Source organism: Streptomyces sp. NPDC052225, from assembly GCF_040679615.1.
GTDB lineage: Bacteria > Actinomycetota > Actinomycetes > Streptomycetales > Streptomycetaceae > Streptomyces.
Genome location: NZ_JBFAVD010000001.1, coordinates 607682 through 626409, shown reverse-complemented (window position 1 = coordinate 626409; position 18728 = coordinate 607682). Strand labels below are relative to the sequence as shown.

Below are 18728 nucleotides of genomic sequence, written 5' to 3'. Positions count from 1 at the left end.
TCCTTTGTACTCACCCTCTCGGGCTTTCCTCCGGGCGCTTCCCTTCGGTCTTGCGTTTCCGACTCTATCAGATCTTTCCGATCCGATTTCCTCGGTGCTTTCCGGCTTTTCGGCCTTCCGGCGGTGTTGACTCTATCAGATCCTTTCGGGCCTGATTCCCAGTCAACCGGGCTTGTCTTTGCGGCTGTTGGGCCGTTCCGACGTCCAGAACATTAGCGGATTCCCCGCCCCGAACCTAATCGGGGTCGAAATTGAATTCGGGCACGCCGAAAACAATCCCGGAGGGAGATCGTGCTGGTGTTTTGGGTGCCGCTTCAGCGGCGGGAGGTGCTGTCGCAGAACCGTTACGGCTCCGCGGCAACCCGAAGAACTTTACAGACCGGGCGGGGGCGCGTCAACCCCCACCTCCGTGGATCTCAGTCGAGGTCGTTGAGGCGGCCGCCGGCATCCGGCTGGGCGTCCTCGACGCGGCGCAGGAGGCGGGTGAGGACCTCGCCGAGGGCGCCGCGCTCCGCGGGGGTGAGGTCCTGGAGGAGGTCCTCCTCGAAGACCGAGGCCAGGCGCATCGCCGCCAGCCACTTCTCGCGGCCCTCCGCGGTGAGCTCGACGATGACGCGTACGCGGTTGTTCTCGTCGCGGTCCCGCGTGACCAGGCCCTCCTGGACCATGCGGTCGATGCGGTGGGTCATCGCGGCGGGGGTCAGGCCGAGGCGCTTCGCCAGGTCGCCGGGGCCCATCCGGTAGGGGGCGCCGGAGAGGACGAGGGCCTTGAGGACCTCCCACTCGGCGTTGCTGATGCCGATCTCCGACGTCTGCCGCCCGTACGCCACGTTCATGCGGCGGTTGAGTCTGCCGAGCGCCGAGACGATCTGCTCGACCTGGGGGTCGAGGTCCTGGAACTCGCGCTGGTACGCGGCGATCTGCTCTTCGAGGGTCGGCTCGGCTGTCGGCCCGCCGGGGGTGTCCGCCATGGCGGGAAGTATGGCACGGGTGTGGTTGGCGTTGAAGTCCTTCTCTGTGTATTGTTTAGCTTCTAACTTTAGCTTCGAAGTCTTCAGGTCTAACGGGTGAAGACGGCAACACTGCGAAAGGGCAGGTGAAAGTGACCAGGGCGATGGGCGCTGCGATGCGCCGGATCCAGGTAGGCAGCGCGCTGAGCGCGTTCGGTATCGGCTTCACGGTTCCGTTCCTCTATGTGTACGTGGCAGAGGTGCGGGATCTGGGAGCCGGTGCGGCCGGCATCGTGCTGGCCGCGTTCGCCATGGCCGCCCTCGTCGTCCTGCCCTTCACCGGTCGCGCCATCGACCGGCGCGGTCCCCTGCCCGTACTCGTGGCGGCGTCGGTCGTGGCGTCCGTCGGTGCGATCAGCCTCGGGCTCGCGAGCAGTGAGCCGACCGCGATCGCCGCGGCCGCCGTGCTGGGTGCGGGTACCGCCGTGTTGCAGCCCGCGCTCGCGACGATGATCGTGTGGTGCTCCGCGCCCGAGACGCGGACGCGGTCGTTCGCCATGCAGTTCTTCCTGCAGAACCTCGGCCTCGGCATCGGCGGTCTCATCGGCGGCCAGATCGTGGACGAGACGCGGCCGGACAGCTTCCTGCTGCTCTTCGGCATCGAGGCCGTGATGTTCCTGGTGCTCGCCGGTGTCGTGCTGACCGTGCGGATGCCGCAGGCGCCGGGTATCGGGGACGCCGTGCCGAAGGGGCAGGGCGGTGGCGGACTGCGGACGCTGCTCGGGCACCGGGCGATGGTGCAGCTGTGCGGGCTGGGCTTCGTGCTCTTCTTCGCCTGCTACGGGCAGTTCGAGTCGGGGCTGAGCGCCTACGGCGTCGAGGCCGCCGGGATCTCCCCGTCCACGCTGGGCATCGCGCTCGCCGCCAACACGGCGATGATCGTCGTCGCGCAGTTCGCCGTGCTCAAGTTCGTCGAGCGCCGGAAGCGGTCGCGGGTCATCGCCTCGGTGGGGCTGATCTGGGCCGTCGCCTGGATCGCGGCCGGGTACGCGGGGCTCGGGGGCGGCAGCCAGGCCATGGCCACCGCCGCGTTCATCTCCACGTACGCGCTCTTCGGGCTCGGAGAGGCGATGCTGTCGCCGACCGTCGCGCCGCTGGTCGCCGATCTCGCGCCGGCCGGGATGGTCGGGTCGTACAACTCGGCCTTCGCGCTGGTGAAGCAGCTCGCGTTGGCCGTGGGGCCTGCCGTGGGCGGGCCGATGGGGGCCGCGCTGCACGGCCCGTACATCGTGACCTTCGTGCTGTTCTCGCTGGGGATCACGGTCCTCGCGGTGCGGCTCGGGAAGCGGCTCACCCCCGTACAGAACCAGCCGTCCCTCGCGGGGAGCCGGATCGTGCGGCAGAGCGTGCCGGAGCCGGCCGCCGCGGAGGCGTAAGGGCGCGTCAGCGGGTCGCTGTCGTGAGCGTCGCCGTGAAGGGGAGCGTCACCGTGCCGTCGGGGGACGTGCGGTCCGCGAAGCGGGCGGCGAGGGTGCGGCCCGTTTCCCGCAGGGCCTGCTCGCCGTGCACCTCGGCGATCTCCCGGCCCCACGGCAGCGCCGAGAGGTGGCCCGCGGCGAAGTCGGCGAGCGGGGGCAGGATCACGTCGAGGGTGAGGACGTGGGACGTCACGTCGTGGAAGCCCGCCTTGTGGAGGGCCTGTGCCACGACGTCGCCCGTGCAGCGGAACGCCGCGGTGAAGTCGCCGGCGGCGTTCTGGCCCGCGTACCGGGCGATCGCCTCGTGCTGGGCGGTGAAGTAGGGCGAGCGGTCCGGGTGTGTCCAGGTCGTGGCGGCGAACCGGCCGCCGCGGCGGGTGACCCGGGCCGTTTCCGTGAGCGCCGTCGCGAGGTCCGGGAAGAACTGGACGCCCTGCTGGCACAGGACCGCGTCGAACATTTCGTCGTCGTACGGGAGGTGTTCGGCGGGGGCCTCGGTGAACTCGATGTCGGGGTAGAGGTGCGGGCGGTGCGCGAGGGCGACCGCGAGCATCGCCGGGTTGACGTCCGCGCCGTGCACCCGGCCGGTGGGGCCGACCCGGGCCGCGGCGAGGCGGGCGGTGAAGCCGGTGCCGCAGGCCAGGTCGAGGACGGTGGCGCCGGGGCCGAGGTCCGCGCTGTCGACGAGGGCCGTGACGAACGGCGCCATGATCGGGGCGACGTACCGCTCGTAGCGCTCGGGGGCGTTGCCGGTGAGGTGGAAGCCTGCTGCTGAGGCGTCGCTCGTATCGGTCATACGGAGCTGATAGCACCGCCGGGGTGCGCGCGGAAGACCTTCAGTGCGCGACGCGCGGCAGAACGAACTCGCACCACACCGCCTTGCCGCCGCCCGGGGTGCGCCGCGAGCCCCAGTTCGAGGTGATCGTGGCGATGATCGCGATGCCCCGGCCGGTCTCGTCCGCCGGGTCCGCTCTGCGGCGCCGCGGCAGGTGGTCGTCGCCGTCGGTGACCTCGATGATCAGGCGGCGGTCCGTGCGGCGCAGGCGCAGGCGCATGGGCGGGGTGCCGTGCTGGAGGGAGTTGGCGACCAGTTCGCTGGCGGCCAGGACTCCGAGGTCGTGCAGTTCCGGGGTGAAGCGCCAGCTGGAGAGGACTCCGGAGGCGAAGGCGCGGGCGCGCGGGGCGGCCTCGACGCCGCCGAGGAGTTCGAGCGCGGCGTTGCGGAACAGGTCGCCGTCGGGGCCCTTGCGGGCCGGGTGCTGGAGGACGAGGACCGCCACGTCGTCGTCGTGGTCGGCGGTGACGCCGAGCGCGCGGATCAGGCGGTCGCAGACGACCTGGGGCGTGCCGGTCGCGCCGGCCAGCGCGCGTTCGAGCGAGGCCACGCCCTCGTCGATGTCCTCGTCCCTGCGCTCCACCAGGCCGTCGGTGTACATGACGGCGGTCGATCCCGGGCCGAGCGGCACGGAGCCCGACGTGTGCAGCCAGCCGCCGGTGCCGAGCGGCGGGCCGGTGGGTTCCTCGGCGCGGTGGATCGTGCCGTTCTCGTCGCGTACGAGGATGGGGAGGTGGCCCGCGGACGCGTAGACGAGGCGGCCCTCGTTCGGGTCGTGGACGGCGTAGACGCAGGTGGCGATCTGGTGCGGGTCGATCTCCGTAGCCAGGCCGTCCAGGAGCTGGAGTACCTCGTGCGGAGGCAGGTCCAGACGCGCGTAGGCACGGACGGCCGTGCGCAGCTGGCCCATGACGGCGGCCGCGCGCACGCCTCTGCCCATGACGTCGCCGATGACGAGGGCCGTGCGGCCGCCGCCGAGGGTGATGACGTCGTACCAGTCGCCGCCGACCGCTGCCTCGGTGCCGCCGGGCTGGTAGGTGGCGGCGATGCGCAGGTCGTCGGGCTCCTCCAACTCCTGTGGCAGGAGCGAGCGTTGGAGCGTGACGGCGGTCTCGCGCTGTTCGCGCTCGCTGGTGCGCAGCCGTTCGACGGCCTCCGCGTGGTCGGTGACGTCGGCCGCGAAGATCAGGACTCCCGGACCCTCGGCGGTCTCCAGGGGCGTGCAGGTCACCGTGTACGAGCGGCCGCCGGGGGCCTTGCGGGACTTGACCGTACGGGGCTTCGCGCTGCGCAGCACCTGGTCGAGGAGGGGCAGCAGGCTCAGGTCGCCGAGTTCGGGCAGGGCGTCGCGGGCGGGCTCGCCGGTGGGGCGGTCGCCGAAGGCCGCGGCGTACGCGTCGTTGACGTACGCGACGCGGTGCTCGGGGCCCTGCACGACGGCGACCAGGGCCGGGATGCGGTCGAGCACCTCGCGCACGGGGAGTTCGTCGACGACGACACCGCCGTCCTCGGAGGGGTCGTCGGGCAGCAGTTGCTCGGCGCGGGCCGCGGGGACCGCGCCGTCGCCTCGCTGGGGTACGCCGTGGTCGGCCCGCGCCGCGGCGCGGCGCTGCGTTCCGGGGAGCCGGGCGCTCCAGCGCGTGAAGTTCACTGTGGGACAAGCCTCGTGGGGTCGAGGGCGGGCGAGGAGCCCGCCCAGGGTCGTGGACCAGTCTGGCCGACCGTACTGACAAACATCAGACGCCGGTCCGTGAGCGGGAGTTCCGCGTTCCGGGGGGCCGGACGCCTCCGATGGCGTCAACAGGGCGGTCAGGGCGACCCTTTCGGGCTGCCGGACGGCGGTGCGGAAGGGTCCTCAGGAGGGACGCCACCGGCCGCGAGTTCGAACTCGGCGCGCGGCTGCTCCAGGGAACCCAGCGAGACGATCTCCCGCTTGAAGAGTCCTGAGAGGGTCCATTCGGTCAGGACGCGGGCCTTCCGGTTGACGGTGGGCACCCGGCTGAGGTGGTAGACGCGGTGCATGAACCAGGCAGGGTAGCCCTTCAGCTTGCGTCCGTAGACGTGTGCGACGCCTTTGTGGAGGCCGAGCGAGGCGACCGAGCCGACGTACGCGTGCTCGTAGTCGGTGAGCGGCTGCCCGCGCAGGGACGCCGCGATGTTGTCGGCGAGGGTCTTGGTCTGGCGTACGGCGTGCTGGGCGTTGGGCGCGCATTCCTTGCCGGGCGCGGTGACGTCGGGGACGGCCGCCGCGTCGCCGGCGCCCCAGGCGTGCGGTGCGCCGTCCACCGCGAGCTGGGCGGTGCACTTCAGGCGGCCGCGTTCGTTCAGCGGCAGGTCCGTGGCGGCGAGCAGCGGACTCGGTTTGACGCCGGCCGTCCACACGACCGTACGCGTGGGGAAGCGGGAACCGTCGCTGAGGACCGCGACCCGGTTCTCGCAGGATTCGAGACGGGTCTCCAGGCGTACGTCGATGTTGCGGCCGCGCAGTTCGCGGATCGTGTACTGGCCCATCTCGGGGCCGACTTCGGGGAGGATCCGGTCGGACGCCTCGACGAGGATCCACTTCAGGTCCTCGGGTTTCACGTTGTGGTAGTACTTCGCCGCGTAGCGGGCCATGTCCTCCAGCTCGCCGAGCGCCTCGACGCCCGCGTACCCGCCGCCCACGAAGACGAAGGTGAGCGCCGCGTCGCGGATCGCCGGGTCGCGGGTGGAGGACGCGATGTCGAGCTGCTCGATGACGTGGTTGCGCAGGCCGACGGCCTCCTCGACCGTCTTGAACCCGATGCCGAAGTCGGCGAGTCCGGGGACCGGCAGGGTGCGCGAGATCGAGCCGGGCGCCAGGACCAGTTCGTCGTACGGGAGGGCGGCCGGCCCCGTGCCCTCCTCGTCGCTGGCGAGGGTGGTGTACGTGGCCGTGCGCTTCGCGTGGTCGATCGCGACGACCTCGCCGACGACGACGTGGCACCGGTCGAGGACGCGGCGCAGCGGGACCACGACATGGCGCGGCGAGATGGAGCCCGCGGCGGCCTCGGGCAGGAACGGCTGATACGTCATATACGGGTCGGGCGTGATCACGACGATCTCCACCGCGCCGCTCCTGAGCTCCTGTTTGAGCTTCTTCTGGAGGCGCAGGGCCGTGTACATCCCGACGTAGCCACCGCCGACAACGAGAATGCGCGCAGGTTCGCTCACCCTCCCATGACGCATCGGCCCCTTGCGTTTGTCCACAGCCCCGACAATTTGTGTGACGGAGCGGAAGGTGTCCCACCGGTCAGGAAAGCGGCCTGGTCCGGAGGCAGGTGCGCAGGTCAGGGGGCGCACCGGGGGTGGACGACAGGGGTGCAATCAGGGCGGAAACGGCGCGTACTCCGTTCGGGGGGCGCTCCGTGCGGAACCTGCCCCTTCTGAATTGACTCCCGCTCAACTATGTTCGTGTGCTGTCGGGGTGTCGGGGGATGCACTGGCGGGCCCGCCGGACGGGCCCGGAAATCGCTGTCTGTTCCTCACGCTCCGGCTGACAATGACGGGGAGTGTCTCCGGGGGGAGACGTCATTACCGGGGGAACACATATGCACATTCAGGACTCTCATTGGACCTCAGCGTCTTCCGTCGCGCCCGCGGGCGTCGCGGGAGGCGCCAACGGGCGGGGAGCGGGCGACAGTTCGCGGAACACGCCCCTGCGCGTGGACGCACAGCGCAATCTCGAGCACGTGCTGCGCGCGGCCCGCGAGGTCTTCGGCGAGCTGGGGTACGGGGCACCCATGGAGGACGTGGCGCGCCGCGCCCGCGTCGGTGTGGGCACGGTCTACCGGCGCTTCCCCAGCAAGGACGTACTGGTGCGACGGATAGCCGAGGAGGAGACCTCCCGGCTGACCGACCAGGCGCGCACCGCGCTCGGCCAGGAGGACGAGCCGTGGTCGGCGCTCTCGCGCTTCCTGCGGACCTCGGTCGCCTCGGGCGCCGGCCGGCTGCTGCCGCCGCAGGTTCTTCGGGTGGGCGTCGCCGACGAGGGCGCCGAGCGGGACGAGACCAGGGTTCCGCAGCAGCGGGCCGCGGTGGACGGGCCCGATCTGCGGCTCGTGGAGCAGCGGTCGCCGATGGAGGACGGTGTGCCCGCGGACGACGCGGGGGCGGCGGCGCTGCTCGACGTCGTGGGGCGGCTCGTGGACCGCGCACGGGAGGCCGGTGAGCTGCGCGGGGATGTGACCGTCTCGGACGTGCTGCTCGTCATCGCGACGGCGGCGCCCTCGCTGCCGGACGCGGCACAGCAGCAGGCGGCGTCCTCGCGGCTGCTCGACATCCTTCTCGAAGGGCTGCGCTCGCGGCCCGCATAGCACGTGAGGTGAGCTGACCGCGGACGGCCGGATCGTGCCGTCCGCGGTCAACTTCCTTTCCGGGCACGGTCGTTGAGCCTTCCCCGGATGAGTGAACCGTAGTGCTCGGGTGCGGGAAGTCTCCACGGATGAGTGGTTGCCGTGCAGGGATCCGTTCTGCGCCCCACCTGTGTGGCACTCTTTCCCGGTGGTCGGGTCAGAGTGTGGGGTCGGGGGCTTTCGGCGATGAGCGTTGACGGTCGGGACGAGCAGCGGTCCGACGGTGGCGGGGCGAGCGCCGGGGAACCCGCTGACCGGCAGGTGCCGAGCCAGGGCGGCTCCGGGCGGGCCCCGGGTGCGGCGCAGGCCGAGGCCGCGGCGTCCGTGCCGGCGCAGCGCGAAGGCCTCCCCGGTGATCCGCCCTCCTCCGACGCCGACTTGATCGGGCGGATGCGCGGGGGCGACGACACCGCGTACGAGGAGCTGTACCGCAGGCACGCCGCCGCCGTACGCCGCTACGCCCGCACCTGCTGCCGGGACGGGCACACCGCCGACGATCTGACCGCCGAGGTCTTCGCCCGCATGCTCCAGGCCGTGCGCGGCGGCAGCGGGCCCGAGCACGCGGTGCGCGCCTATCTGCTGACGACCGTGCGCCGCGTCGCCGCGGGGTGGACGAAGTCGGCCAAAAGAGAACATCTGGTAGATGACTTCGCGGTGTTCGCCGCGCAGGCCGCCCGGACCAACGAGGTGTCCGACGACGACACCCTCGACCTCGGCGCCGACGTCCTCGCCATGCACGAGGCCGAGCAGTCGATGGCCATGCAGGCCTTCCGCTCGCTGCCCGAGCGCTGGCAGGCCGTCCTGTGGCACACCGAGGTCGAGGACGAGTCGCCCAGCGAGGTCGCCACGCTCTTCGGGCTCGACGCCAACGGCACGCGCGTGCTCGCCAAGCGCGCCCGCGAGGGCCTCAAGGAGGCCTACCTCCAGGCACACGTCTCGGCCACGCTGACCGAGTCCGAGGAGTGCTCGCGCTACGCGGACCGGCTCGGCGCGTACGCGCGCGGCAGCCTGCGCACGCGGGCCGAGCGCGGCCTGCGCAAGCACCTGGAGGAGTGCGCCAAGTGCCGCCTCGCGGCCGGGCAGATCAAGGAAGTCGCCAGCGGCATCCCGGGCGTCGTGCCGGTCGCGGTCATCGGCTGGTTCGGTGCCGCCGGGTACGCGAAGGTGGCCGCGCTCATCGGCGGTGGCGCCGCAGGTGCGGCGGGCGGTGCGGCCGGTGGCGCCGCGGCCTCCGAGGGGCTCGGCGCGCCCGCGAAGGCCGGGATCGCCGCCGGTGTGGTGGCGGCCGCGACCGCCGCCGCGCTTGCGATCGCGCTCACCGGCGGCGACGGCAAGCGGCCCGAGCCGGAGGCGAAGCGGGAGAAGCCTCCGGTCTCGCAGCCGATCGTGCCCCAGAAGCCGTCGCCGAAGCCGCCGAAGCCGCAGCCCGAGCCCCCGGCGCCGAAGCCCACCCCGAAGCCGACGCCGACACCGACCCCGACGCCGAAGCCGACGCCGAAGCCCACGCCCAAGCCGACGCCCCCGAAGCCGAAGCCGACGCCTCCCAAGCCCACGCCCACGCCGACCCCGAAGCCGACTCCCCCGCCGCCGCCCCCGGCCGTCTACCAGTGGAACCGGCTGGAGTACGGCGCCCTCGGCGACGGCACCAAGCCCGAGATGCGGCTCGGCGAGAGCAGCTGGGCGTGGCAGCGCTACGGCATGTCGATCGCCGGCAAGAGCTACGCGAACGGGGTCTCGGTGCACGCCGAGTCCTCCGTCACGATCGACCTGAACCGCAGCTGCACGGCGTACGACGCGGTCGTCGGCGTCGACGACATGACGCTGGGCCTGGGCGCCGTCCGGTTCTCCGTCTACGTCGACGGGGCGCGGGCCTGGCGGTCGCAGGTGGTCCACGGGCACGACCCGGCGGTGCCGGTGCACGTGAACCTCACGGGGGCGAAGACGATCCGGCTCGTGGTCGAACCCCACACACCGTTCGGCTCGGTGGCGCTCGCCGACTGGGCGGAGTCCCGCTTCACCTGCGGCTGAGTTCGGCCACGACCTGTTGGCGGGTGAGCGCCGCGCCCGCCGTGCGCTCGGCCTCGTACCGCTCGGGGCCGAGTGCGGCCCGCGCCCCGGCCTCGACGGCGGCGCACTCCTCGTGCTCCGGCATCGGCCGCGGGCGCCCGCCGCGCAGCGCGTCGGAGAACGCGAGCAGCCGCGTCGCACCCGCCATGTCGCCGCACCGGGACAGGAGTTCGGCGCCCACGTCCACCAGGGACGCGGCGACCACCTCCGAGCACCGCTCCAGCAGGTCGTCCGCCAGGGCTTCGGCGAGCAGTTCCAGGCCGGCCTCCGGGCCCGACTCGGCGGCCGTGGCCCGCGTGTCGACCAAGTACAGCGCCGCGACGAACTGCGGCGGCGGTGTGCCCTCGCGGGAGACCCTGCGGGAGATCTCGCACAGCTCGCGCGCGCGGGCCACCTGGCCGTCGGACAGGGCGAGTTGGGCCCGCAGCAGCGCGGCGAAGGCTTCGCTGTCCTTGGTCCCGTACTGCTCCGCCTCGTGGCTGGCGGCGTCGAGGATCTTCTGCGCGTTCTCCCGCTCGCCCGCGCGGAAGGCGATCTCGGCGAGGCGCGCCATCAGGAACGGCGTCTCGGCGTACGCCCCCACTTCATAGGCGAGCCGCAGCGCCTCCTCGTACTCGGTCTTCGCCTCCTGGAACCGGCCGCGCCCCATGTCGGCCTCGCCCGCGGCGCTGAGCACCTGGGCCCGCATCCAGCGGTCGCCCACCCGCCGGCTGATCTCCCGCAGCTCGGCGAGGTCCTCGTCCACGCCCTGCATGTGGCCCGGGGCGTCGACCGCCGTGTGCGTACGGAACATGAGGGTGACGCCGACCTCCCAGTCCCCGCCGAACTCACGGCAGTTGGCGACCGCGGCGTCCAGGGCGGCGCGCACGTCCCGCGCGTCCTCGGTGAGGAACAGCGAGAAGGGCCAGATGATCCCCGGGAAGCGGGCGCCCATCCGGTTCGGGGGTGCGAAGGCGGCGCGCACGCGGTCCACGTACGCGCGGTCCTCGTCACTGGTGACGGCCTGCTGAGGGTGCGACTCGGACATCAGGAACAGGGCGAGCAGCCGCAGGTTCATCCGCGGCCAGTACAGCGGGTCGTCCGGGTCCTCCGGTGCCGAGCGGTCCGGCATCAGCTTGACGACGGCCTCGACCCACTCCGAGCCCTCGGCGCGGTAGTTGCGCAGCCACCAGAACCAGCCCATGTGCAGCGCCAGGGCGATCGCCGTCTCCTCGTCGACCAGGTCGGGCGAGGACGTGACGCGGTGCAGGGCCGCGCGGATGTTGTCCAGCTCCGCCTCCAGGCGCTGGATCCACGGGAGTTGCTCGGCGGAGCGCACCTTGGGGTCGGCCTCGGCGACCAGCGCGCGCACGTAGGCGAGGTGGCGGCGCTCGGCGGCCCGCTGGAGTCCTGGGGTCTCCGCGGCTCGCTCGGTGGCGTACTCGTGGATGGTCTCCAGCATCCGGTAGCGCATGCCGGACGCCCCGCGGTCGGCCGGGGTGGCGATGAGCAGGGACTTGTCCACGAGGGAGCCGACGACGTCGGCGGCGCCCCGCGGGGAGCACACCGCCTCGGCCGCCTCCAGGTCCCAGCCGCCCGCGAAGACGGAGAGCTCGCACAGCACGGTGCGCTCGCGCTCGTCGAGCAGCTCCCAGGACCAGTCGACGACCGCGCGCAGGGTCTGCTGGCGGGGCAGCACGGTGCGGCTGCCGCTGGTCAGGAGACGGAAGCGGTCGTCGAGGCGGTCCGCGATCTGGCGGGGCGTGAGCAGCCGCAGGCGGGCGGCGGCCAGCTCGATGGCGAGCGGCAGCCCGTCGAGGCGACGGCAGATCTCGGCGATGGCCTGTGGATCCTGGCCGGGGTCGAAGCCGGGGCTCACCGTGGCGGCCCGCTCGGTGAAGAGGCGGAGGGCCGGGTCGGGTGGCAGCGGCTCGACGGGGCGGACGGACTCCCCCGGCACGCCGAGGGGTTCGCGGCTGGTGGCGAGGATCGTGAGGCCCGGGCAGTGGGTGAGGAGTGTCTCGGCCAGCTCGGCTGCCGCATCGATCACATGCTCGCAGTTGTCAAGGATCAGGAGCAGGGTGCGCTGGGCGCAGTGCTCGATGAGGAGCCGGGTCGGATCGTCGTGGTGAGCGACGGACATCTCGCTCGTGATCAGAGTCGTCTCCCGCAGGTCCAGTGCGCTGACGACGGCGCCCGGGACCGCCCGCGGGTCCTCGAGCGGCGCCAGCTCGACCAGCCAGGCACCGGCGGCCGGGACGGCGGCCTCCTCTGCCAGGCGGGTCTTGCCGGAGCCGCCCGGGCCCGTGAGCGTGACCAGGCGTGCTCCTCGCAAGTCAGAACGGATCGCGTCGAGTTCGGGTTCCCGGCCGACGAAGGAATTCAGACGGGGACGGAGATTGCCGGTCCTGACCGGGTGGCGTGGGGCGGGTGTGACGGGTGTGACGGGTGCGTCTCCCCCGGCCGGTTCGGCCAGCAACTCGGCGTGCAGCGCGACCAGTTCGGGCCCGGGGTCGGCGCCGAGGCCGTCCGCGAGAGTGCGGCGGGCCTCCTCGTACGCGGCGAGCGCGTCGGCGCCCCGGCCCGTCGCGCGCAGGGCGCGGACGAGCAGGGCGTGCAGCGGCTCGTCGTACGGGTGGGCAGCGGTGAGTTCCCGCAGCTCCGGTACGAGGTCGGCGGCGCGGCCGAGGCGGAGATCCGCGGCCACGCGCGCGCGGGTGGCCTCCAGGCGCTGGGCCTCGGGCCGGGTCGCCGCGGTGTGGTCGGGGAGGTCGGCGAGGGCCGGTCCGTGCCACAGGGCGAGGGCCTCGCGCAGGGCGGCGGCGGCCGTCTCCGGGTCGTCGGCGGCGAGGGCTGCCGTGCCGTCCCTGACCAGCCGCTCGAAGACGTACAGGTCGATGTCGTCGCGGGTCGCCGCGAGCCGGTAGCCGCCCGCCTGCGAGGTGATCGCGTCCTTGCCGAGGGCGCGGCGCAGCCGGCCGACGAGGGCCTGGAGGGCGGCCGGGGCGTCGGCGGGCGGGTCGTCCGCCCAGACGTCGTCGATGAGGGCGTCGACCGGGGCGGTGTGCGGGACGTGCAGGGCCAGGGACGTGAGCAGGGCGCGCAGCCGCGGTCCCCCTACGGGTACGGGGGTGCCGTCGTCGTGTGCCTGCGTGGTGCCGAGGATCGTGTACTGCACCTGGGCATTGTCGCCGAGGCGGCGGCGGAGCACCCGGCCTTTTGCGCGGGGGCCGACGGACGGGCCTCAGCGGGGCGTGCCCGCGCCCAGTGCCCTTTCCGGTACGACGCTGCCGGTCGGGACGGCACGCGCGCGTGCCGGGGTGCCGGTCCAGCAGGTGCCGCGGCGGGCGAGGAGGCGGCGCAGCCACAGTTCGAGGGCGACCAGGTCCGCGAGGCCGTCGAGGGGCAGGGGTTCGCCGTCGGCGGCGGCGCGCAGGGCCTTGCGGACGACGCGGGCCTCGATCAGCCCGGTCTGGGCGAGCAGCGGGGTGTCGAAGAGGGCGATGAGGGTGTCCGCCGAGACGCGCAGGCCGGTACGGGCCGCCGCCGCCGAGGTGGCGTGGGAGGGGGCGCCCCAGCCCGGCGGCAGGTCGGTGACGCCGGCGCCTTCCAGGACGGTGCGCAGGATGGCCGCGCGGGCGCCCGGCTGGACGCGCAGGGACTCGGGCAGGGCGCGGCAGGCGCGGACCACCTGGTTGTCGAGGAACGGGGCGTGCAGGCGCTGGAAGCGGACCTCCGCCGCCTGTTCGAGGATGCGCAGGTCGGAGGCGTGCCGGGCGAGGGCGGCGCGGGCCCTGAACTCGCCCGGCCGCTGGCCGGGGCCGGCCCCGGGACGGGTCGTCCCCTCCTGTAGGCGAACCGATACTTCAGCGAGGGCCTCACCGGTCAGCCAGCGCGCGGCGGGCCCCGGTCTGGCCCACGCGAGCGCGGCGAGGGACGCGCCGACGGCCCCGCCCGGATCGTCGAAGCGGCGGTGCAGCAGGCGGTCGGCGAGCGAGTCGAGGCCCGCCTTGTATGACGTACGGGCGAGCTTTCTGGCCGCTCCGTAGACGCGTGCCGGGACGGTGAGCGAACCGTCCGCCTTCGTGAGCGCCGCGACCGGCCGCACCATCGAGCGGCGGCGCCGGTCCATCAACAGGTCGGCCAGGCGCGCCGGATGGGCGTCGAGGACCTGGCGCGCGCCGTACCCGGTGAAGTGGTCGGCGCTGCCGGAGGCGAGGCGGGCGCGGTGGCGGGCGGCGGTGACGAGGACCGGGCTCGGCTCGTCGGTGAGCGGCCCCTCCAGGTCGGCGTAGGGCAGGGCCTCTTCGCCCGCGGCCACCACTACGTGGTGGAGGCGCGGGTTGGCTGCGATCGCTCCGGCCCGCTCAAGTTCCGCCTCGTGGTGGGCCGTTGAGGTCGACACGTCGTTGAACGTGACCGCGAGGAGGCGCTCGCCGGCGCCCGTGCCGTGGCCGAGGACCGTGCCGGGCATGCCGGGCAGGCCCGCCGCGAGCAGGGCGAGAGTGCCGGAGGCCGGGCCCCCGGAGAGGTCGGCACCGATGCCGGGCACCGGCATGCCGCGGGCCGCGCGGCGCTCGGCGGGCCCCATGCCGGGCACGGGCCCCGGGTCGAGGTCGGTGCCGGGCACGTGCCGGGGTGCGGCGAGCCGGGCCCGTACGGCGTCCACGAGGGCGTCCCTGACGCCGTCCACGGCGCTGTCGGGGTCGGCGGACGGCGTCGCCACCGCGAGGGACGCCACGGCCTCGTAGCCGGCGATCTCGCGGGCTCCGGCGCGGAGGATCAGCGCATGGCCGGGCGGGATGCGGCGCACGCCCTGGTACGGCGTCGAGTCGTGCAGCGCCTCGGGGACGTCCGGGGCGGCGAGCAGCGCGGCCAGGTGGCCCACGTCCAGGTTCGCCTCGATGAGGTCGGCGAGCGGGAGCGCCGCCGTCGCGTACGCCGTGCCGCCCGCCCACGGCGTGTAGAACACCGGCCGCGCGCCCGCGAGATCGCCCACCACCATGACGCGGCGGCCCACCTGGACGACCGCGGTGTAGCTGCCGGGCCAGGCCGTGAGGTGGCGCAGTGCGCCGCCGCGCGCGGCGAACAGGCCCACGCGCAGCTGTTCGTCGGAGGCGCCGCACACGCCGAGGACCGCGATCCGCGTCTGCTCGTCGGCCTGCACGATGCGCACCTCGTCGGGGCGCCAGTCGCCGACCGCCCACAGCGGATCCGGGTCGCCCCACAGGAGTTGGGAGCCGACCGGGTGTACCGTTTCGCCCTCCGTGCCGGTGGCTCCCGCGGAGCCGAACGCGACCGGCCCAGCGGCGGTACTGCTCCACCCCACCAACCACCGCATCGCCGCCTCCACAGGCTGTGGACAACCAGGAGGTCCCCATGCTGCCACGAAGGAGGCGTCGAAGAGGGGGCAAGTGAGGAGCGCGAAATGGCCTCTGCGCTCCCGAATGCGCCCCTTTTGAGCGGTGGTTGAACCGTGGCACTACCCCTTCGGGGCGGGACGACAGGGGCGAGATTCGGCCAAATCGGCCTGGGATGGCCGGAGCTGGACACCCCGCTTCGGCCACAGCGCGCAACGCACAGTCCGGGAGGCGTGGTTCGCCTCCCGGACCGGTCCGCCGCCCGCGGGGATGTAGGCGGCGGTGTCCCCCAGCCCACTGGATCCAGTACAGCGGGCCGACCCACGCAGGTCCCATGGAAGCGCTCCCCGGGGGTACGGGTAAGAGCGCACGCACGGGCGCACGGCACCACAGGCGGAGCACACGGTCACACGGCGTGGCCTGCGCCGTACTTCCGTACGGACAACAATCCCGCCATCCGGAACTACGACTCTTAACGCTTGGGATGCGGCGAACTACGCTGGGTGTACGAATGCCGCGCGGTTATGCCAGATCGAGTCGGGCTGTTCTTCCGGCGTAGCTGCCTGGCTCGGCAGCCGTCTGTGTCGAGGGGTGGCGCATGTCCAGGGAGCAACGCGGGCCGAACGAAAAGCTCGGCACCGTTCTCGCCCTCGCGGGAATCAGCAACGCAGGACTCGCACGCCGCGTCAACGACCTTGGCGCTCAACGCGGGTTGACACTTCGCTACGACAAGACGTCGGTGGCGCGCTGGGTGTCGAAGGGCATGGTGCCGCAGGGCGCCGCCCCGCACCTGATCGCCGCCGCGATCGGCCAGAAGCTCGGCAGGCCTGTGCCGCTGCACGAGATCGGCCTCGCCGACGCGGATCCCGCGCCGGAGGTGGGTCTCGCGTTCCCGCGCGACGTGCAGGCCGCCGTGCGCTCCGCGACCGAGCTGTACCGGCTCGACCTCGCCGGGCGCCGCGCGGGCAGCGGCGGGATCTGGCAGTCGCTGGCCGGTTCCTTCGCGGTGAGCGCCTACGCGACACCGGCCTCACGATGGCTGATAACGCCGGCCGACTCGTCGGTCGCGCGCGAGCCCCACCACGTGGAGGGCGCGGAGGAGGCCCCGCAGAAGGTCCAGAAGGTCGGCCACAGCGATGTGCAGAAGCTGCGCGAAGCCGCCCAGGACGCGCGCCGCTGGGACTCCAAGTACGGGGGCGGTGACTGGCGTTCGTCGATGGTGCCCGAGTGCCTGCGGGTCGAGGCGGCCCCGCTGCTGCTCGGCTCGTACTCGGACGACGTCGGCCGTTCGCTCTTCGGGGCGACGGCCGAACTGACGCGGCTCGCCGGGTGGATGGCGTTCGACACCGGGCAGCAGGAGGCCGCGCAGCGCTACTACATCCAGGCGCTGCGGCTCGCGCGGGCCGCCGCCGACGTCCCGCTCGGCGGCTATGTGCTCGCCTCCATGTCGCTCCAGGCCACCTACCGCGGCTTCGGCGACGAGGGCGTCGACCTGGCGCAGGCCGCGATCGAGCGCAACCGGGGGCTCGCGACCGCGCGGACCATGAGCTTCTTCCGGCTCATCGAGGCACGCGCGCACGCGCGCGCCGGTGACGCGCACGCCGCCGGAGCCGCGCTGCGGGCCGCCGAGGGCTGGCTGGAGCGCTCGCGGGACGGCGACAGCGACCCGTCCTGGCTCGGCTTCTACTCCTACGACCGCTTCGCGGCGGACGCGGCCGAGTGCTACCGCGACCTGAAGGCGCCGCGCCAGGTGCGGCGCTTCACCGAGCAGGCGCTGTCGAAGCCCACCGAGGAGTTCGTGCGCTCGCACGGCCTGCGGCTCGTGGTGTCGGCCGTCGCCGAGCTGGAGTCGGGGAACCTGGACGCGGCGTGCGAGCAGGGCACCCGGGCTCTCGAAGTGGCGGGCCGGATCTCCTCCGCGCGCACCACCGAGTACGTCCGCGACCTGCTGCACCGCCTGGAGCCGTACGGGGACGAGCCGCGGGTGGTCGAGCTGCGCGAGCGGGCGCGGCCCCTGCTGATGGCTCCGGCGTAGGCCCTGGAAGGTGGGCGTCCGGGTGGATTGTCAGTGGCGTCGGGCAAGATGCAGGGCGTGGAGGTGAGGCCTGGTGGGGACGGCTGCGTATGACGGGGATGTGCTGGTGGTCGGCGGGGGGATCGTCGGGCTCTCCACCGCCTATGCCGTCTCACGGGCCGCGCCGGGGACGCGGGTCGTCGTCCTGGAGAAGGAGGCCGGGCCCGCCCGCCATCAGACGGGGCGCAACAGCGGGGTGATCCACAGCGGGATCTACTACCGCCCCGGCTCGCTCAAGGCGCGGTTCGCGGTGCGCGGGGCGGCCGAGATGGTCAAGTTCTGCGCCGAGTACGGGGTGCCGCACCAGGTCACCGGAAAGCTCATCGTCGCCACCGGCCGCGACGAGCTGCCGCGTCTGCACGCCCTGGTCCAGCGCGGCAGGGAGAACGGGATCCCGGTGCGGGAGCTGGGCCCCGCGCAGATCCAGGAGTACGAGCCCGAGGTGCGCGGGCTCGCCGCCATCCATGTCGGCACGACCGGCATCGCGGACTACCGCGCGGTCGCCGAGCGGCTCGCCGAGGCGTCCGGGGCGGACATCCGCTACGGGGCCGACGTGGTGCAGATCGACCGGCGGGCCGGGCTCGGCGTCGCCGTGCGGACCGCCTCCGGCGAGATCGTGCGGGGGCGGGTCCTGGTGAACTGCGCCGGGTTGCAGTGCGACCGGGTCGCGCGCCTGACCGGGGACGACCCGGAGATGCGGATCGTGCCGTTCCGGGGCGAGTACTTCGAGCTGGCCCGGCCCGAGCTGGTGCGCGGCCTGGTGTACCCGGTGCCGGACCCGGCGTTCCCGTTCCTCGGCGTGCACCTCACGCGCGGCATCGACGGCGGCGTCCACGTCGGGCCGAACGCGGTGCCGGCGCTGGCCCGCGAGGGGTACGGGTGGGGTGTCGTACGGCCCCGGGAGCTGGCCGGGACGCTGGCGTGGCCGGGGTCGTGGCGGATAGCTCGGCAGCACTGGCGGTACGGGGCGGGCGAGCTCAGGCGCTCCGCTTCCAAGCGGGCCTTTACTGATGCGGTGCGGAGGCTTGTGCCGGCGGTTGATCCGGGGGACATGGTGCGGGCTGATGCGGGGGTTCGGGCCCAGGCGGTTCTGCGGGACGGGACGTTGGTGGACGACTTCTTGATCCGGGAGGGGGTTCGGGCGGTTCATGTGCTGAACGCGCCTTCGCCTGCGGCGACTGCTTCGTTGCCTATTGGGCGGGAGGTTGCGCGTCGGGCCTTGGCGTTGTTGTGACGTGCGGGTGCGTCGTGGCTGGTGTCCCGGGGCTCCGCCCCGGACCCCGCTCCTCAATCGCCGGAGGGGCTTGATTTACGGACCGGCGCTCCTTCGCTGCCGGAGGGGCTTGATTTGCGGACCGGCGCTTCTTGGCTGCCGGAGGCGCTTGATTTACGGACCGGCGCTCCTAGGCTGCCGGAGGCGCTCGACTTACGGACCAGCGCCCCCTCCCCGCCGAAGGCGCTCGACTTACGGACCAGCACTCCTAGGCTGCCGGAGGCGCTTGATCTGCGGACCGCGCTCCTTCCCCGCCGGAGGCGCTCGACTTACGGACCAGCACTCCTTCCCCGCCGGAGGCGCTCGACTTACGGACCAGCACTCCTTCCCCGCCGGAGG

Annotated in this window: 11 protein-coding genes; 5 read left to right on the top strand and 6 right to left on the bottom strand. The window is 73.1% G+C overall.

Features of this window, described 5'->3' with window-relative positions; translation table 11 throughout:
- Positions 1 to 416: 416 nt before the first annotated feature.
- Complete coding sequence (locus AB0L37_RS03075) at positions 417 to 971, bottom strand: MarR family transcriptional regulator (RefSeq protein WP_365499137.1); 555 nt, start codon at positions 969 to 971, stop codon at positions 417 to 419.
- 143 nt (positions 972 to 1114) lie between these two features.
- Between AB0L37_RS03075 and AB0L37_RS03070 the strand changes: the two genes are divergently transcribed.
- A complete protein-coding gene (locus AB0L37_RS03070) occupies positions 1115 to 2386 on the top strand; it encodes an MFS transporter (RefSeq protein WP_365499134.1) in 1272 nt (423 codons plus the stop codon).
- Positions 2387 to 2393: 7 nt separating this feature from the next.
- Here the strand turns inward: AB0L37_RS03070 and AB0L37_RS03065 are convergent, their stop codons facing one another.
- From AB0L37_RS03065 to AB0L37_RS03055, 3 genes are all read right to left on the bottom strand, one after another.
- Positions 2394 to 3224 (bottom strand): methyltransferase domain-containing protein, encoded by an 831-nt coding sequence (locus tag AB0L37_RS03065; RefSeq protein ID WP_365499131.1) that lies wholly within the window; start codon positions 3222 to 3224, stop codon positions 2394 to 2396.
- A 40-nt stretch (positions 3225 to 3264) separates the two neighbouring features.
- Complete coding sequence (locus AB0L37_RS03060; protein WP_365499128.1) at positions 3265 to 4914, bottom strand: SpoIIE family protein phosphatase; 1650 nt, start codon at positions 4912 to 4914, stop codon at positions 3265 to 3267.
- 158 nt (positions 4915 to 5072) lie between these two features.
- Complete coding sequence (locus AB0L37_RS03055) at positions 5073 to 6470, bottom strand: NAD(P)/FAD-dependent oxidoreductase (protein WP_365499125.1); 1398 nt, start codon at positions 6468 to 6470, stop codon at positions 5073 to 5075.
- A gap of 362 nt (positions 6471 to 6832) precedes the next feature.
- On the opposite strand from AB0L37_RS03055, the gene AB0L37_RS03050 reads away from it, so the two are divergent.
- Both AB0L37_RS03050 and AB0L37_RS03045 read left to right on the top strand, forming a co-directional pair.
- Entirely contained in the window at positions 6833 to 7597 is a 765-nt protein-coding gene (locus tag AB0L37_RS03050) for a helix-turn-helix domain-containing protein (protein ID WP_365499122.1), read from the top strand.
- Between the two features lie 225 nt (positions 7598 to 7822).
- Positions 7823 to 9664 (top strand): sigma-70 family RNA polymerase sigma factor, encoded by a 1842-nt coding sequence (locus tag AB0L37_RS03045; RefSeq protein ID WP_365499119.1) that lies wholly within the window; start codon positions 7823 to 7825, stop codon positions 9662 to 9664.
- Here AB0L37_RS03045 and AB0L37_RS03040 read toward each other — a convergent pair.
- Both AB0L37_RS03040 and AB0L37_RS03035 read right to left on the bottom strand, forming a co-directional pair.
- Positions 9651 to 12860 carry a BTAD domain-containing putative transcriptional regulator gene (locus tag AB0L37_RS03040; protein ID WP_365499116.1) on the bottom strand — a complete coding sequence of 1070 codons (3210 nt, stop codon included), beginning with the start codon at positions 12858 to 12860 and terminating at the stop codon, positions 9651 to 9653. The two genes, AB0L37_RS03045 and AB0L37_RS03040, sit on opposite strands and share 14 nt — an antisense overlap.
- Positions 12861 to 12926: 66 nt before the next feature.
- A complete protein-coding gene (locus tag AB0L37_RS03035; RefSeq protein WP_365499113.1) occupies positions 12927 to 15023 on the bottom strand; it encodes an asparagine synthase-related protein in 2097 nt (698 codons plus the stop codon).
- 617 nt (positions 15024 to 15640) lie between these two features.
- Between AB0L37_RS03035 and AB0L37_RS03030 the strand changes: the two genes are divergently transcribed.
- Together AB0L37_RS03030 and lhgO are read left to right on the top strand one after the other, a co-directional pair.
- Positions 15641 to 17077: an MFS transporter gene (locus AB0L37_RS03030; protein WP_365499110.1), complete on the top strand. Its 1437-nt coding sequence runs from the start codon at positions 15641 to 15643 to the stop codon at positions 17075 to 17077.
- Positions 17078 to 17150: 73 nt separating this feature from the next.
- On the top strand, positions 17151 to 18350 hold the full coding sequence (lhgO, locus tag AB0L37_RS03025) for an L-2-hydroxyglutarate oxidase (protein ID WP_365499107.1): 1200 nt from the start codon (positions 17151 to 17153) through the stop codon (positions 18348 to 18350).
- The last annotated feature ends 378 nt before the right edge of the window (positions 18351 to 18728 follow it).

What these genes read in the sequence shown, in the direction of transcription:
- AB0L37_RS03075 (WP_365499137.1), bottom strand. Translation starts at nt 971, where the DNA reads ATGGCGGACACCCCCGGCGGGCCGACAGCCGAGCCGACCCTCGAAGAG.
- AB0L37_RS03070 (WP_365499134.1), top strand. Translation starts at nt 1,115, where the DNA reads ATGGGCGCTGCGATGCGCCGGATCCAGGTAGGCAGCGCGCTGAGCGCG.
- AB0L37_RS03065 (WP_365499131.1), bottom strand. Translation starts at nt 3,224, where the DNA reads ATGACCGATACGAGCGACGCCTCAGCAGCAGGCTTCCACCTCACCGGC.
- AB0L37_RS03055 (WP_365499125.1), bottom strand. Translation starts at nt 6,470, where the DNA reads ATGCGTCATGGGAGGGTGAGCGAACCTGCGCGCATTCTCGTTGTCGGC.
- AB0L37_RS03050 (WP_365499122.1), top strand. Translation starts at nt 6,833, where the DNA reads ATGCACATTCAGGACTCTCATTGGACCTCAGCGTCTTCCGTCGCGCCC.
- AB0L37_RS03045 (WP_365499119.1), top strand. Translation starts at nt 7,823, where the DNA reads ATGAGCGTTGACGGTCGGGACGAGCAGCGGTCCGACGGTGGCGGGGCG.
- AB0L37_RS03035 (WP_365499113.1), bottom strand. Translation starts at nt 15,023, where the DNA reads ATGCGGTGGTTGGTGGGGTGGAGCAGTACCGCCGCTGGGCCGGTCGCG.
- AB0L37_RS03030 (WP_365499110.1), top strand. Translation starts at nt 15,641, where the DNA reads ATGTCCAGGGAGCAACGCGGGCCGAACGAAAAGCTCGGCACCGTTCTC.